Below are 15,238 nucleotides of genomic sequence, written 5' to 3' on the forward strand. Positions count from 1 at the left end.
CGCCCACCCCGGACAATCCGCCCGTGCATTGCAGACCGGGCGCGGTGTCGTTCGCGCGTCTTCTTTCCTCGGTTACAATCGCCGCATGCGAATCCTACTCAGCAATGACGACGGTTATCTGGCGCCTGGTCTTGCCGCGCTTCATGAAGCGCTCAAGCCGATCGCGGATGTCACCGTGATGGCCCCCGAACAGAACTGCAGCGGCGCGTCGAATTCCTTGACGCTGTCACGCCCGCTCTCGGTGCTGCGTTCGGCGAACGGTTTTTACTACGTGAACGGCACGCCTACGGACTCGGTGCATATTGCGCTCACGGGCATGCTCGACCATACGCCGGACCTCGTCGTTTCGGGCATCAACAACGGCCAGAACATGGGCGAGGACACGCTTTATTCGGGCACCGTCGCCGCCGCCACCGAGGGCATCATGTTCGGCGTGCCGGCCATCGCGTTCTCGCTGGTCGACAAGGACTGGGTGCATCTCGAAGACGCGGTGCGCGTCGCCGCCGAGATCGTCGCGCATTACCTCGCGCAGCCGCTGCCGGGGCATCCGCTGTTGAACGTCAACATTCCGAATCTGCCGTATGAGCAATTGCGTGACTGGCAGATCACGCGTCTGGGCAAGCGGCATCCGTCGCAGCCGGTGATCCGCCAGACCAACCCGCGCGGCGAGCCGATCTACTGGATCGGGCCGTCGGGCAGCGCGCGCGACGCGAGCGAAGGCACGGATTTTCATGCGGTCGCCAACGGCCATGTGTCGATCACGCCGTTGCAGCTCGATCTGACCCACACGCAAATGCTGCCCGCCGCGCGCGACTGGGCGCGCGCCGGCAGCAGCGCTTCATGACGAACGAGCGCGCGAAGCGCTTTCCGCTCGGCCTCGAGGACCTGGTGCGCGAACCGCGCCGGCCCGAAGGCCGTCCGGGAGAAATCCGCGCGGCGGCATTCGCCGCGAGCGCGGCGCTCAACGCTCGCAAGCCGTCGGCGAAAAACGCGTCATCCGCTTCGTCGGTGAAAGGCGCTCACACCAAGCCGGTTCAGGCCAAGCCAGTTCAAGCCAGGACGCCCGAGGCGCAAGCTCCGGCCCAGGCGAAGTCGGAGGTCAAGGCGCAGGCCAGGCCGCCAGCTCAGCCTCAAGCAAGGGGGCCGGCCCACACCGCGGTCAAACCTCAGTCCAAGCCGCAGCTTCAATCGCAACCCAAACCCCTGGCGAAAGCCGCCGCGCAAATCCTCGCACCGCGCACCGCGCCCAACGGTGCGCCGTCGAGTAAGCCCGCCGCCAAACTCAGCGACCGCGCCGCCGCGCCGAGCGTCGCCCTGAACGGCGCCCTGGCGCTGACTTCGGAACGGGTTCGCGAACGGATGGTCGAACGCCTGCGAGCGAACGGGGTCACCCATCCGCGCGTGTTGAACGCGATGTCGGTGGTGCCGCGCCACATGTTCGTCGATCCGGGGCTCGCGGCCCAGGCGTATGAAGATGCCGCGCTGCCGATCGGCCACCATCAGACCATCTCGAAGCCCTCGGTCGTCGCGCGCATGATCGAACTCGCGGCAGCCGGCCGCGCGTTGAACAACGTGCTGGAAATCGGCACTGGTTGCGGCTATCAGGCGGCGGTGCTGAGCCAGGTCGCGCGCGAGGTGTATTCGATCGAGCGCATCAAGCCGTTGTCCGAGCGCGCGAAGATAAACTTGCGTCCGCTGCGCATTCCGAACATTCGGCTGCACTACGGCGACGGACGATTGGGCTTGCCGTCGGCGGCGCCGTTCGACGCGATCGTGATCGCGGCGGCGGGACTCGACGTACCGCAGGCCTTGCTTGAACAACTCGCGATCGGCGGCCGTCTGGTCGCGCCGGTCGGCTCGCAGGAGGGGCACAGCCAGGTGCTGACTCTCGTCGAGCGCCTCGGACCCGCGCAGTGGCGCGAGTCGCGGCTTGATCGCGTTTTCTTTGTACCCTTAAAATCCGGAGTGATTTGACACCGATGAGTATGTTGCGCGCGATGCAAAGAACCACACTGAATGTCCCCATGACCGTAACCCAGCGTAGCGTGTGCGTGCTCGCCTTGTCCCTGTTGATGACGGCCTGTGCATCCCGGCTCGATCAGGCGCCGGTCGTCGACCGCTCCGGTGGCGGCGTGCTCGGCACGCAGGCAGCGCAGCCGGCCGTGCCGCTCGGTCCGCCGCCTCCGGGTTACTACCGCGTGAAGCCTGGCGATACGCTGTACCGGATCGCGCTGGAGAACGGTCAGAACTACCGCGATATTTCGGCGTGGAACAATCTCACCAACCCGAATCAGATCGAAGTCGATCAGTTGCTGCGCGTGGTGCCGCCTGGTGCGAATACCGCGGCCTTGACGCCGGGCGTTGCCACCGCGCCGATCGGCAACAGCGGCGCCGTGCAGACCGCGCCGCTCAGCAGCACGCCGCCGTCGAGCGCTGCCGCGGCGCCGCCGATCTATGGTTCCAGCGCGAATAACGCGGCGCTCACGCCGCCGGCCACGCCCGGCGCGGCCAGCGACTCGACGGCCGGCGCAAGCGGCAACGTCGCATTCTCCTGGCCGGTGCGCGGGCCGCTCCTCGGCACGTTCAACGATTCGACCAACAAGGGCGTCAACATCGGCGGCGCTGCCGGCGACGCTGTCAAGGCATCGGCGGACGGACGTGTGGTTTATGCAGGAAATGGGCTGCGTGGTTACGGCAATCTCATTATCATCAAGCATGACGCAACTTATCTCACCGCATATGCACACAACCGCTCTTTGATGGTAAAAGAGGGGGACGCGGTGACGAAGGGGCAGAAGATCGCTGAGATGGGGAATAGCGATTCCGACCGTGTGATGTTGCATTTCGAAGTTCGCCGGCAGGGTAAGCCGGTCGACCCACTGAAGTATTTGCCGCCGCAATAGAGCGATACGACCATGCCGAAATCGAAGCGCCGCCTGCCGCAAGCCGAATCTGAGACGATCAGCCGTGCCACGTCCGCTTCGGTGGAGGAAAGCAGCGCTTCGGAAGCGGAAGACGAGATCGCGGAAGAGCGCGAACTCGACGATCGCCAGGGCGGCGCGGAGGAAGCCGTCGACGCCCGCGAAGGTGCGAGCGAGGTCGTGCCCGACGCCGACGATTTCCGCGCGCTCCTGCAAGCCGAGTTGACGGCCGACACGATCCAGCATTACCTGAACCGGATCAGCGTCAAGCCGCTCCTCACCGTCGAGGAAGAGCAGAAGTATTCGCGGCTCGCGAAGGCGGGCGAGTTCGACGCCCGGCAAGTGATGATCGAGCGCAATTTGCGGCTCGTCGTCAGCATTGCGAAGGGTTATCTGAACCGCGGCGTGCCGCTGCTCGATCTGATCGAAGAGGGCAACCTCGGCTTGATGCACGCCATCGAGAAATTCGACCCCACGCGCGGCTTCCGATTTTCCACTTACGCCACGTGGTGGATCCGTCAGAGCATCGAGCGCGCGATCATGAACCAGGCGCGCACCGTGCGTTTGCCGGTTCACGTGATTCGTGAACTCAATCAGGTGCTGCGCGCCAAGCGCCATCTCGAAAAGAATTCGATGAATTCGGGCGAGGCGGCCGAGCGCCGCGACGCCAGCATCGACGACATTGCCTATCTGACCGGCAAAACCACCGACGAAGTCACCGACATTCTCGCGCTCAACGAGCACACCGCGTCGCTGGATGCGCCGCTCGACCTCGATCCGGCGAGCAGCCTGCTCGATCTGCTGTCCGACGACCAAAGCCAGTCGCCGGACGCCGAAGTGCAGCATCGCGAACTGGAAACCCTCACGCGCGCATGGCTCGCGCGCTTGTCGGACAAGCATCGTCATGTGATCGAGCGCCGCTTCGGGCTCAATCACATCGAACCCGCCACGCTCGAGGAACTGGCCGACGAAATGGGCCTCACGCGCGAACGTGTGCGCCAGATCCAACAGGAAGCGCTCGTGCGGTTAAAGCGCTTCTTCGCCTCCAACGGCGTTCGCAAGGACGCCGTTCTCTAACCTGATGACACCGATTCTTGTTTTCGACATCGAGACGATTCCCGATGTCGCCGGCATCCGCCGCCTCGAAGATCTGCCCGCCACGATGAGCGACGCCGAAGTCGCCGAGCACGCGTTCGCCGCGCGCCGCGAAAAGACCGGCAGCGATTTCCTGCCGCATCATCTGCAAAGGATCGCGGCGATTTCCTGCGTGTTCCGCGACAACAACGGTTTCCGGGTGCGCTCGCTCGGTACGCTCGCGGACGGCGAGGCGGCGCTGGTGCAGTCGTTTTATCGCGTGATCGAGAAGTACACGCCGCAACTCGTGTCGTGGAACGGCGGCGGGTTCGACTTGCCGGTGCTGAATTACCGGGCGCTCGTGAACGGTATTCCCGCCTACCGTTTCTGGGATCTCGGCGAGGACGACCGCGAGTTCAAGTGGAACAACTACATCAGCCGCTACCACGCGCGCCACACGGATCTGATGGACGTGCTCGCGATGTATCAGGCGCGCGCCAACGCACCGCTCGACGCGCTCGCCAAGATGTGCGGCTTCCCCGGCAAGATGGGCATGGACGGCAGCCAGGTGTGGCATGCGTACCAGCAAGGCCGCGTCGAGGAAATCCGTAATTATTGCGAGACCGACGTCGTCAATACGTACTTGCTCTATTGCCGCTTCCAGTTGATTCGCGGCGCGTTTTCGGCTGAAGAGTATGCTGACGAAATCAATCTGGTCAAAAATGCGCTGGCGCTGGAAACGGCGCCGCAATGGGCCGAGTATCTGGCGGCATTCGAACAGTAATCCGCTTTCGGGCAGGTGACGAAGCGGTTCGGCGCACGCTAATCACAATAGAAGCGCCTGGCGCGCGTCATGCCCGTCCTTGCCGTGCCGGGCCGCCGCAACCGCGGTTGGCAACCGCGGCGCTTCGTCTACAATCTCGCCTTTCCCCAAAGTTTGTCAGGAAGTCGCAGGTGTCCCGAACTGCCCCCCATCGTCGCTCGCCCAAGCGCCCGTCCAAGTACCACAAGGCCCCCGCTTCGGCGCCGGCGCCCGTCATTACCGGTCACGAGCCGATCATCGAAATCGTCTCGCTCGATATGGAAGCGCGCGGCGTCGGCCGCGTCGAAAGCGAGGACGGCACGCCCGGCAAGGTGATTTTCGTCGAAGGCGCGTTGCCCGGCGAACGCGTCAGCTATGCCACGCATCGCAGCAAGCCGAAGTTCGAGCAGGCGGAAGTGGTGCAGGTGTTCCGCGAAAGCGTGATCCGCACGACGCCGAAATGCCGCTACTTCGATATCTGCGGCGGCTGTTCGATGCAGCATCTGGATATTCGCGCCCAGATCGCCGTCAAGCAGCGCGTGCTCGAGGACAATCTTCAACATCTCGCGAAGGTGCGCCCGGAAACGGTGTTCCGGCCGATTCACGGACCGTCCTGGGGTTATCGCTATCGCGCGCGTCTGGCCGTGCGTTATCTGCCGGAAAAAGGCGGCATGCGCATCGGTTTTCACGAGAAGAAGAGCAGCTACATCGCCGACATGAAGACCTGCGAGGTGCTGCCGCCGCACGTCTCCGCCATGCTCATGCCGCTGCGCTTCATGGTCCGCAAGCTGTCCATCTACGACCGCATGCCGCAGATCGAGGTCGCGGTCGGCTCATCGGTCACCGCGCTGGTACTGCGCAATCTCGAGCCGCTCACCGCCGCGGACGAACAGGTGCTGCGCGATTTCGCCGACGAGCACAAGGTGCAGTGGTGGCTGCAGCCGAAGGGGCCGGACACGGTCACGCCGTTTTATCCGCTCGACGCGCAGCTCGACTACACGCTGCCGGAATACGGCATCCGCATGCCGTTCAAGCCGACCGACTTCACTCAGGTGAATCACGCGATCAACCGCGTGCTGGTGAGCCGGGCGCTGCGGCTGTTGGCGCCGGCGCGTACCGACCGCGTGCTCGATCTGTTCTGCGGAATCGGCAACTTCACGCTGCCGCTCGCGCGGATTTCGAAGGAAGTCGTGGGTATCGAAGGCAGCGAGGTGCTGACTTCGCGTGCGCTCGCCAATGCGGAATTGAACGGCGTGGCGGGGCATACGTCGTTCGCCTGCCGCAATCTGTTCGAAGTCACCGCCGACGACATGCGCGCGCTCGGCCACTTCGACAAGTTCCTCGTCGACCCGCCGCGCGAAGGCGCGCTGGCGGTCGCCAAGGCGCTCGCGGAAATCGCGCAGAGCGGCAATGGGCCGCTGCCGGGTCGCATCGTCTATGTATCGTGCAATCCGGCGACGCTCGCGCGCGACGCCGGCCTGCTCGTGCATGAAGCCGGCTATCGGCTGGTGGGCGCGGGCGTGGTGAACATGTTCCCGCACACGTCGCATGCGGAGTCGATTGCGTTGTTCGAGCGGAATTGAGCGAGTTCGTTGCCGGCCCGCGCTGGATGCAAGCCGGGCGGCGGTCTTTGCGCCAGCACAAACAAAAACGCCACGACCGAAGTCGTGGCGTTTTTGTTTCCCGCTAAATTCCGGGTGTCGTGCGGCTTAGAACTGCCACCACGATTTTTCCTTACCCGGCCTTGCATGGCCCGTGATGTACGGGCTGTCCGGGAAGGTGCCGGCGAGAATGCGTTTGGTGTCGTCGGCCAGTTGCGGCTGGTTCAACCTCTGGTACGAGAGCATCATGATGTGCAGCGCGTCTTCGATAGCCGGTGCGTTCTTGTATTCCGTCAACGCCAGTTGCGCGCGGTTGATCGCGGCGACATAGGCGCCGCGGCGGTAGTAGTAATCCGCCGCGTGAACTTCGTGCGACGCCAGCGCGTTCACGATATAGCGCATGCGTTGCGCGGCGTCCGGCGCATACTTGCTGTTCGGATAATGGTCCACGACGACCTTGAACGCGTCATACGACTGACGCAGCGACTTGGGATCGCGCTCGCTCATGTCCTGGCCGGAGAAGCGGCCGAACAGACCCAGGTCGTCGTTGAAGTGGATCATGCCCTTCAGGTAGTACGCGTAAGCGATGTCCGGATGATCCGGGTGCAACTGGATGAAGCGGTCGATCGCCTGGTCGGCGGCGGCGTTTTCGTTGTCTTTCCAGTTGCAATACGCAACGTTGATCTGTGCTTGCTGTGCGAAGTGGCCGAACGGATCGCGGCCCTGGAGCATTTCGAAGTACTTCGCGCACTTGCCGTAGTCACCACCGGTCAAGGCGTCGTTCGCCTCCGTATATAATTTGTTGTTGTTCCACGTTGCCGTTTCGTCGGTCTTTTCCGGCAGGCCGTGACAAGCCGCGACAACGACGACCGCCGCGGCACACGCAATGTATCCGGCCACTTTCCGGGCCGCCTTCTTGATGGCCGCCAAATTGATCGCCGCTTTAGTGATGGTGTTCAAGGCTCGCATTTTCCAGTCTAGCTTTACGTCCAGGTGACCCAGACTCAATGACCCGCTCAAATACTCCAGGCGCCGCAACCGGCGCCGGGAATAGCAACGAAGATTATAGCGTAAGCGCTGACCCCTCCGACGCGTTGGGCGTCGATTCCCTCGACGACGATCTGGGCACCGATGCGCTTGCCGCCGCCGGCGCGCAAAGCTTGGTGCCGACCGTGGCGAGCCCCGTGGCGGACGAGTCGCCGCGCAGCGTCGTGGTGCCGGACGAACTGGCCGGCGAACGCCTCGACAAGGTGCTGGCGCGGGTATTTCCCGAGTTTTCCCGCAACCGCCTGCAAAGCTGGATCGAAGCCGAGCGGGTGCGTATCGACGGCAAGCCGGCGAAGATTCGCCAGCCGGTGCCGCTCGGCGCCACCATCGAACTGGTGCCGGATCTGCTGCCCGAGCAACTCGCGTTCACGCCCGAGCCGGTGCCGCTCGACATCGTGTACGAGGACGACACGCTCGTGGTCATCAACAAGCCCGCCGGCATGGTGGTGCACCCGGCGGCCGGCAATTGGGGCGGCACGCTGCTGAATGGTCTTTTGTACCGCTATGGCGACGCGGCCGCGGGCTTGCCGCGCGCGGGCATCGTGCATCGCCTCGACAAGGAAACCTCCGGGCTGATGGTGGTCGCGCGCACGCTGGAGGCGCAGACCGACCTCGTGCGCCAGTTGCAGGCGCGCACGGTGAAGCGCCGTTACCTCGCGCTGGTGTGGGGCAACATGCCGGAAGAGGGCACGATCGACGCGCCGATCGGCCGCGACCCGCGCGAACGCACGCGCATGGCGGTCGTGACGGGCGCATCTGGCAAACCGGCACGCACGCATTTCCGGCGCGTCGATACGGCGATCTGGCAGCGGCAGCCGGTTACCGCGATTCACTGCGACCTCGAAACCGGCCGCACTCATCAGATTCGCGTGCATTGCGCGCATATCGGCCATCCGCTGCTCGGCGATCCGGTGTATGGGCGCGCACGCGGCAAGCGTTCGGTCACGCCGCTGCCGGACGGCTTCGCGCGCCAGGCGCTGCATGCATGGCGGCTCGGTCTGGTTCATCCGCGAACCGGCCGCACGATGCAGTGGCGCGCCGACGTGCCGGAAGACATGGCGGCGCTGTCGGCGGCGCTCGGTCTCGGCCGCGACGATGCAGGCGAATTCGACGGGACGTACTATGAGGAAGAGGGCTATGAAGCGTCGCTCGACGAGGATGCCGACGAAAACGGCGAACTCGATCACGACACCGACGAACACGACGAGGACGGTCACGCATGAGCTTGCCTGCGCTGAGCTTTGACGACGTTGTGCAACCCGCATGGAATGTGTCGCCGCGCGTGCGCGCGCTCGTCACCACGCGCGACGGCGGCGTGAGTCGACCGCCGTTCGGCCGCTGGCGCAACGGCGCCGACCAGCCAGGCGGCCTGAATCTGGGCCTGAAATCCGGTGACGATCCGGCCGCGGTCGCCGCCAATCGCGAGCGGCTGCTGCGCCTCGTTGGCGTCAGCGAGGCCGCGTGGCTCCAGCAGATTCACGGCGCCGACATCGTGCGCGCCGAAGACGCGCTCGCGCAGGCTCATGCGAGCGGCACGCCGACGCGGGCCGACGCCAGCGTCACCGATCGCGCGGGCACGGTCTGCGTAGTCATGGTCGCCGATTGCATGCCGGTGCTGTTGTGCGACGAAGCGGGGCGCGCGGTGGGCGCGGCGCACGCGGGTTGGCGCGGGCTGGCGGCGGGCATCGTCGAACAGACCGCGCGGCGCGTGGCGGAGCTGGCTGGTGTGCACGCCGGTGCATTGCACGCATACCTCGGTCCGGCGATCGGACCCGATGCGTTCGAGGTCGGCCCTGATGTGCGTGACGCCTTCATGAACGGCGTCGACGGCACGCAACGCGAGGCCACCGCGAACGCGTTCGTCGAGCATCCGCAAAACGCGGGCAAATATCTGGCCGATCTCGCGGCGCTCGCGCGCTTGCGGCTGCAGCGGCTCGGGGTGACACGGATCGTCGGCGGTGACCTTTGCACGGTCACGCAACGCGAACGTTTCTACTCGTATCGCCGCGATCGCGAGACGGGCCGCATGGCGGCGCTCATCTGGCTCGACGGTGAGGCGCAGACGATCGCCGACTAGCCCTGCGCATGAGCGCGACTGGCACGCTCGCTGCCAGGGCAACGCGACCGAAGTCCCGCGTCCACGCGTGGCATGCGAGGCGCCTCGGTTATTCAACTGCTGAGGCGCGAACCGTGGCATCGAATGGCGTTTCGGACGTTGAGCACGATCATGAAGCCGTGCCGCCAGCGACCTCTGCGCGGCTCTCCCACCGTCCCTGGCAGCATGCATATGCGGGTTTGTTCCGACGCGCGGCGCGCTTTTTTGCTGCGCTGCCGGAATTCGCCGCACTGCGCAAATCCGCCGCTGAAAGTTGGTTCGGGCGAATGGATAAATGCCCATAAACTCATGCGACATAGGAGGTTTTTTCGCTTGCGGCCATGCTCGTTGATTCATGACGCAAAAGCGCGATCTGCTACACAGGGAAAACGATAATTAAAAAACTATCGCACTGCGGCAAAATCGGGAACAAGCATTGACATGCCTTGCGATGGGGAGCAAGAATGTTCCTCACGAGCTCCTCGTACATAGGACAGGGCGTGACGAGGTCGCGAGCAATCGCCCACGTGCGCATGAACCTGCCTCTCAACCCGTCCGCAAGGACTTACCGGTCAAAAGCAGGTATGGCAGCATCACATTCCTCAGCTTCCCCCAGCACGGACTCCCCGAAGGAGAAAACGCAGCAGGCCGGTACGAGCGGCGCTGCGCCGGCCGCCGGCATGCAGCAATTATTCAACGCCTGGATGAACGCATGGCGTTCGCTCGGCGCGGCCCCCGGCGCGAACGGCACGCCTTTCGCGGTGCCGCCAATGCCGTCCATGCCGCAGATGCCGTCCTTTCCGGGCATGCCCGACTTCAGCAAGCTGGCGGCGGGAACGATGCCGTCAATGCCTTCATTCGCCGGTCTCAACATACCGAGCGCCGCGATTCCCTCGGAGCGTCTGCAGAAACTGCAAGCCGACTATTCGCGTGAAGCGATGGAGCTGCTTCAGCAGGCCGCCACTTCCACCAGCAAGGCTCCGGAACTCAAGGACCGCCGTTTCAGTTCCGACGCATGGAGTTCCACGCCGGCCTATGCATTCACGGCCGCCTGGTATCTGTTGAACGCGCGTTATCTGCAGGAAATGGTCGACGCGCTCGAAGCCGATCCGAAGGTGCGCGAGCGCATCCGTTTCGCCGTTCAGCAATGGACCGCCGCGGCGTCGCCGAGCAACTTCTTCGCACTCAATCCCGAGGCGCAGAAAACCCTGCTGGAAAGCCAGGGCGAGAGCTTGCGGCAGGGCGTGATGAATCTGCTCAACGACATGCAGCGCGGCAAGATCTCGCAGACCGACGAATCGCGTTTCGTGGTCGGCGAAAATCTCGCGAACACCGAAGGTTCCGTGGTGTTCGAAAACGAGCTGATGCAGTTGATCCAGTACAAGCCGCGCACGGCCACCGTGCGCGAGCGGCCGCTCCTGATCGTGCCGCCTTGCATCAACAAGTTCTACATTCTCGATCTGCAGCCGGAAAACTCGCTGGTCGCTCACGCGCTGGATTCGGGGCACCAGGTGTTTCTGATTTCGTGGCGCAATGCGGACGCCTCCATCGCGCATAAGACGTGGGACGACTATATCGGCGAGGGCGTGCTCACCGCGATCGGCACGGTCAGCCAGATCAGCGGCCGCGAGCAGATCAACACGCTCGGTTTCTGCGTGGGCGGCACGATGCTCGCCGCGGCACTGGCGGTCGCCGCGGCACGCGGCGAACATCCGGCCGCGTCCATGACGCTGCTCACCGCCATGCTCGATTTCTCCGACACGGGCGTGCTCGACGTATTCGTCGACGAGGCGCACGTGCAGATGCGCGAGCAAACCATCGGCGGCAAGAACGGCGCGCCGCCGGGGCTGATGCGCGGCATCGAATTCGCCAATACGTTTTCGTTCCTGCGCCCGAACGATCTGGTGTGGAACTACGTGGTCGACAATTACCTCAAGGGGCGCACGCCGGTGCCGTTCGACCTGCTCTACTGGAACAGCGATTCGACCAGCTTGCCGGGTCCGATGTACGTCTGGTATCTGCGCAATACGTATCACGAGAATCGTCTGCGCGAGCCGGGTGCGTTGACCACCTGCGGCGAGCCGATCGACCTCTCGAAGATCGACGTGCCCACCTTCATCTACGGTTCACGCGACGACCACATCGTGCCGTGGCAAACCGCCTATGCATCGGTGCCGCTCCTGAGCGGGCCGATGAAATTCGTGCTCGGCGCGTCCGGTCACATCGCGGGCGTCATCAATCCGCCGGCGAAGAAAAAGCGCAATTACTGGACGCTGGAAGGCGACGTGAAGACCCTTCCCGAAAGCCCGGACGAATGGTTCGACGCGGCTACCGAGGTCCCCGGCAGCTGGTGGCCCGAATGGACCACGTGGCTCGATCAGTATGGCGGCAAGAAGGTGAAGCCGCGCGCCAGCCTCGGCTCAGCTGAGTTTCCGGTAATCGAGCCGGCGCCTGGGCGTTATGTGCGGCAGCGGGAGTAGGGCTTTTGCGCGGGCTTGGCGCGCCCGCCCGGCGCTTTTCGCGGTGCGAGGAGCGTCGGTTCGAATCGGCAAGGGCGTGGGAACAACCAGATTTTTAACTTGACGGGCTGCGGCGCATTCGACCGACGTGCCCGGAGGACATGGAAATGACTGATGTTGTGATCGTATCGGCCGCTCGTACGGCAGTAGGCAAATTCGGTGGGTCGCTGGCGAAGATCGCCGCGCCCGATCTGGGCGCCGCGGTGATTCGCGCCGTGCTCGAGCGGGCCGGTCTGAAGCCCGAGCAGGTCAGCGAGGTCATCCTCGGTCAGGTGTTGACGGCGGGCTCGGGCCAGAACCCGGCGCGTCAGTCGCTGATCAAGGCGGGGCTGCCCTCGGCCGTGCCCGGCATGACGATCAACAAGGTGTGCGGCTCGGGCCTGAAGGCCGTGATGCTCGCAGCCAACGCGATCATCGCGGGCGACGCGGACATCGTGATCGCCGGCGGTCAGGAAAACATGAGCGCGGCGCCGCACGTGCTGCCGGGCTCGCGCGACGGTTTCCGCATGGGCGACGCGAAGCTGGTCGACTCGATGATCGTCGACGGCTTGTGGGACGTCTACAACCAGTATCACATGGGCGTGACGGCGGAAAACGTCGCCAAGGAACACGGCATCACCCGTGAGCAGCAGGACGCGTTCGCGGCGCTGTCGCAGAACAAGGCGGAGGCCGCGCAAAAGTCCGGCCGTTTCAACGACGAAATCGTGCCGATCGAGATCCCGCAACGCAAGGGCGAGCCGCTGCGTTTCGCGACGGACGAGTTCGTGCGTCACGGCGTGACGGCCGAGTCGCTGGCGAGCCTGAAGCCGGCCTTCTCGAAGGAAGGCACGGTCACGGCGGCCAATGCGTCGGGCCTGAACGACGGCGCCGCGGCGGTGCTCGTCATGTCGGCGAAGAAGGCGGAAGCACTGGGCCTCACGCCGCTCGCGCGCATCAAGGCTTATGCGAACGCGGGCGTCGATCCGAAGGTGATGGGCATGGGCCCGGTGCCGGCGTCGCGCCGTTGCCTCGAGCGCGCGGGCTGGTCGCCGGCCGACCTCGACCTGATGGAAATCAACGAGGCGTTTGCCGCGCAGGCGCTCGCCGTGCATCAGCAGATGGGCTGGGACACGTCGAAGGTCAACGTGAACGGCGGCGCGATTGCGATCGGTCATCCGATCGGCGCGTCCGGTTGCCGGATTCTCGTCACGCTGCTGCACGAAATGCAGAAGCGCGACGCGAAGAAGGGTCTCGCGTCGCTGTGCATCGGCGGCGGCATGGGCGTGGCGCTGGCGGTCGAGCGCGCCTGAGAGGCACGTCCATAGATGCCGGACGTGGCGCGGTAAGCGCCGTAAGCCGGCATCGAGCATGAGCGTTGCCGCGCGTCACATTGCAGCCGGTGGCATTGCAGCAGGTGGCGCGCGTTCAGCAGTGGCCTCGTCGGCCGGTCGCCCGGCGGCAGCGGAGATGAAGCAAGGACGAGGGAAGAGGCAGCCGGTCGGCGCCTCGAAAACGATAATGGAGTGTAGGTTATGACACAGCGAATTGCGTACGTAACGGGCGGGATGGGCGGCATCGGCACGAGCATTTGCCAACGGCTGCACAAAGAGGGCTTCAAGGTCGTCGCGGGTTGCGGCCCGAACTCGCCGCGCCGCGTGAAGTGGCTCGAGGAGCAGAAGGCGCTGGGCTACGATTTCATCGCGTCCGAAGGCAACGTCGGCGACTGGGAGTCCACCAAGGCCGCGTTCGACAAGGTCAAGGCCGAAGTCGGCGAGATCGACGTGCTGGTGAACAACGCCGGCATCACGCGCGACGTGGTGTTCCGCAAGATGACGCATGAAGACTGGACGGCGGTGATCGACACCAACCTCACGAGCCTCTTCAACGTCACCAAGCAGGTGATCGACGGCATGGTGGAGCGCGGCTGGGGCCGCGTCATCAACATTTCGTCGGTGAACGGGCAGAAGGGCCAGTTCGGCCAGACCAACTACTCGACCGCGAAAGCCGGCATTCACGGCTTCACGATGTCGTTGGCGCAGGAAGTGGCCACCAAGGGCGTGACGGTCAACACCGTGTCGCCCGGCTACATCGGCACCGACATGGTCAAGTCGATCCGCCCGGACGTGCTGGAAAAGATCGTCGCGACGATTCCGGTGCGCCGTCTCGGTCAGCCGGACGAAATCGGCTCCATCGTTGCGTGGCTCGCCTCGGACGAATCGGGTTTCTCCACGGGCGCGGATTTTTCGCTGAACGGCGGTTTGCATATGGGCTGAGTCACGGCGCGCCGCTCACAAGGCAGCGCGCTTCGGCTCGGATGGTTCCGGCGGCGTCTCGCCTGCGCAATGACCCGATTGCGCAGCCGGCAAGACGCCGTTTTCGCGCGCAACTCGCGCTCAAAGGCGTTACATGACTACTACTACAAAGAAAACAGCCGAACGACTGATCAAGAAATATCCGAATCGTCGGCTCTACGATACCGAGACAAGCACGTACATCACGCTGACGGACGTCAAACAGCTCGTGCTCGATCAGGAGGATTTCAAGGTCATCGATGCCAAGAGCAACGAGGACCTGACGCGCGCCATCCTGTTGCAGATCATTCTGGAAGAGGAGAGCGGCGGCTTGCCGATGTTCTCGTCGTCGATGCTCTCGCAAATCATCCGTTTCTACGGTCATGCGATGCAGGGCATGATGGGCACCTATCTGGAGAAGAACATCCAGGCCTTCATCGACATTCAGGCGAAGCTCGCCGACCAGTCGAAGAATCTGTACGAAGGCAAGGCGATGAATCCCGAGGTCTGGTCGCAGTTCATGAACATGCAGGCGCCGATGATGCAGGGCATGATGACCAGCTACATCGAGCAGTCGAAGAATATGTTCGTGCAGATGCAGGAGCAGATGCAGAACCAGGCGAAGACGATGTTCGCCACGTTCCCGTTTCCGCCGGGCGGGCCGGGCAATGCGGCTGCCGCGCCGGGCGCGCCGGCCAATCCGCAAAACAATCCGGAGCCGGAGAACAAGTAAGGGCGTGAGCCGGACCAATCGGCGGCCGGCGGGCGTCGATTGCGCGCAGCGCGCCCAGCCGCGCCGCGCGATTGCGCGGCCATCGGCACGGTACAATAGCGGGTTGATTGCGCGGGGCGTCGCGGAGTGTTTCTCGCAGGTGGGTCGCTCGTGACCCTTGAACCTCGCTTGCCTCG

At 64.3% G+C, this 15,238-nt stretch carries 13 protein-coding genes; 12 read left to right on the top strand and 1 reads right to left on the bottom strand.

Annotated elements, in window-relative coordinates; translation table 11 throughout:
* The first annotated feature begins 85 nt into the window (after nt 1-85).
* From surE to rlmD, 6 genes are all read left to right on the top strand, one after another.
* Nucleotides 86-844, top strand: a complete 759-nt coding sequence (gene surE / locus ACOCG7_RS19635; protein ID WP_073426782.1) for a 5'/3'-nucleotidase SurE — start codon at nt 86-88, stop codon at nt 842-844.
* Nucleotides 841-1,974 (top strand): protein-L-isoaspartate(D-aspartate) O-methyltransferase, encoded by a 1,134-nt coding sequence (locus ACOCG7_RS19640; RefSeq protein ID WP_073426781.1) that lies wholly within the window; start codon nt 841-843, stop codon nt 1,972-1,974. Before surE ends, ACOCG7_RS19640 begins: the two co-directional genes overlap by 4 nt.
* 5 nt (nt 1,975-1,979) lie before the next feature.
* Nucleotides 1,980-2,903, top strand: coding sequence for a peptidoglycan DD-metalloendopeptidase family protein (locus ACOCG7_RS19645; RefSeq protein WP_073426780.1), 924 nt, complete (start codon nt 1,980-1,982; stop codon nt 2,901-2,903).
* A gap of 12 nt (nt 2,904-2,915) precedes the next feature.
* Nucleotides 2,916-3,998, top strand: coding sequence for an RNA polymerase sigma factor RpoS (gene rpoS / locus ACOCG7_RS19650; protein WP_073426779.1), 1,083 nt, complete (start codon nt 2,916-2,918; stop codon nt 3,996-3,998).
* Between the two features lie 4 nt (nt 3,999-4,002).
* Nucleotides 4,003-4,779: a 3'-5' exonuclease gene (locus ACOCG7_RS19655; RefSeq protein WP_073426778.1), complete on the top strand. Its 777-nt coding sequence runs from the start codon at nt 4,003-4,005 to the stop codon at nt 4,777-4,779.
* Between the two features lie 170 nt (nt 4,780-4,949).
* The gene (gene rlmD, locus ACOCG7_RS19660) at nt 4,950-6,380 is read left to right on the top strand and encodes a 23S rRNA (uracil(1939)-C(5))-methyltransferase RlmD (protein WP_244744196.1); all 1,431 of its coding nucleotides are present in this window, start codon (nt 4,950-4,952) and stop codon (nt 6,378-6,380) included.
* A gap of 126 nt (nt 6,381-6,506) precedes the next feature.
* Here rlmD and ACOCG7_RS19665 read toward each other — a convergent pair whose 3' ends face one another.
* Nucleotides 6,507-7,367 (bottom strand): outer membrane protein assembly factor BamD, encoded by an 861-nt coding sequence (locus tag ACOCG7_RS19665; RefSeq protein WP_073426776.1) that lies wholly within the window; start codon nt 7,365-7,367, stop codon nt 6,507-6,509.
* A 38-nt stretch (nt 7,368-7,405) separates the two neighbouring features.
* Between ACOCG7_RS19665 and ACOCG7_RS19670 the strand changes: the two genes are divergently transcribed.
* The 6 genes from ACOCG7_RS19670 (at nt 7,406) to phaR (ending at nt 15,062) form a co-directional block, all read left to right on the top strand.
* Nucleotides 7,406-8,668: an RluA family pseudouridine synthase gene (locus ACOCG7_RS19670; protein WP_073426775.1), complete on the top strand. Its 1,263-nt coding sequence runs from the start codon at nt 7,406-7,408 to the stop codon at nt 8,666-8,668.
* Nucleotides 8,665-9,522 (top strand): peptidoglycan editing factor PgeF, encoded by an 858-nt coding sequence (pgeF, locus tag ACOCG7_RS19675; RefSeq protein ID WP_073426774.1) that lies wholly within the window; start codon nt 8,665-8,667, stop codon nt 9,520-9,522. The genes ACOCG7_RS19670 and pgeF overlap by 4 nt, the downstream gene beginning before the upstream one ends.
* 698 nt (nt 9,523-10,220) lie before the next feature.
* Nucleotides 10,221-12,020, top strand: a complete 1,800-nt coding sequence (gene phaC, locus ACOCG7_RS19680; protein WP_073426773.1) for a class I poly(R)-hydroxyalkanoic acid synthase — start codon at nt 10,221-10,223, stop codon at nt 12,018-12,020.
* Nucleotides 12,021-12,166: 146 nt separating this feature from the next.
* A complete protein-coding gene (locus ACOCG7_RS19685; protein ID WP_073426940.1) occupies nt 12,167-13,348 on the top strand; it encodes an acetyl-CoA C-acetyltransferase in 1,182 nt (393 codons plus the stop codon).
* A gap of 222 nt (nt 13,349-13,570) precedes the next feature.
* Nucleotides 13,571-14,311, top strand: a complete 741-nt coding sequence (locus ACOCG7_RS19690; protein WP_073426772.1) for a 3-ketoacyl-ACP reductase — start codon at nt 13,571-13,573, stop codon at nt 14,309-14,311.
* Between the two features lie 133 nt (nt 14,312-14,444).
* Nucleotides 14,445-15,062 carry a polyhydroxyalkanoate synthesis repressor PhaR gene (gene phaR / locus ACOCG7_RS19695; RefSeq protein WP_073426771.1) on the top strand — a complete coding sequence of 206 codons (618 nt, stop codon included), beginning with the start codon at nt 14,445-14,447 and terminating at the stop codon, nt 15,060-15,062.
* The last annotated feature ends 176 nt before the right edge of the window (nt 15,063-15,238 follow it).

It is taken from the genome of Paraburkholderia sp. DD10 (assembly GCF_049177125.1).
Classification (GTDB): Bacteria; Pseudomonadota; Gammaproteobacteria; order Burkholderiales; family Burkholderiaceae; genus Paraburkholderia; species Paraburkholderia terricola.

Coding starts and splice junctions, on each gene's coding strand:
- surE (WP_073426782.1), top strand. CDS start 86: ATGCGAATCCTACTCAGCAATGACGACGGTTATCTGGCGCCTGGTCTT.
- ACOCG7_RS19640 (WP_073426781.1), top strand. CDS start 841: ATGACGAACGAGCGCGCGAAGCGCTTTCCGCTCGGCCTCGAGGACCTG.
- ACOCG7_RS19645 (WP_073426780.1), top strand. CDS start 1,980: ATGAGTATGTTGCGCGCGATGCAAAGAACCACACTGAATGTCCCCATG.
- rpoS (WP_073426779.1), top strand. CDS start 2,916: ATGCCGAAATCGAAGCGCCGCCTGCCGCAAGCCGAATCTGAGACGATC.
- ACOCG7_RS19655 (WP_073426778.1), top strand. CDS start 4,003: ATGACACCGATTCTTGTTTTCGACATCGAGACGATTCCCGATGTCGCC.
- ACOCG7_RS19665 (WP_073426776.1), bottom strand. CDS start 7,367: ATGCGAGCCTTGAACACCATCACTAAAGCGGCGATCAATTTGGCGGCC.
- ACOCG7_RS19670 (WP_073426775.1), top strand. CDS start 7,406: ATGACCCGCTCAAATACTCCAGGCGCCGCAACCGGCGCCGGGAATAGC.
- pgeF (WP_073426774.1), top strand. CDS start 8,665: ATGAGCTTGCCTGCGCTGAGCTTTGACGACGTTGTGCAACCCGCATGG.
- phaC (WP_073426773.1), top strand. CDS start 10,221: ATGCAGCAATTATTCAACGCCTGGATGAACGCATGGCGTTCGCTCGGC.
- ACOCG7_RS19685 (WP_073426940.1), top strand. CDS start 12,167: ATGACTGATGTTGTGATCGTATCGGCCGCTCGTACGGCAGTAGGCAAA.
- ACOCG7_RS19690 (WP_073426772.1), top strand. CDS start 13,571: ATGACACAGCGAATTGCGTACGTAACGGGCGGGATGGGCGGCATCGGC.
- phaR (WP_073426771.1), top strand. CDS start 14,445: ATGACTACTACTACAAAGAAAACAGCCGAACGACTGATCAAGAAATAT.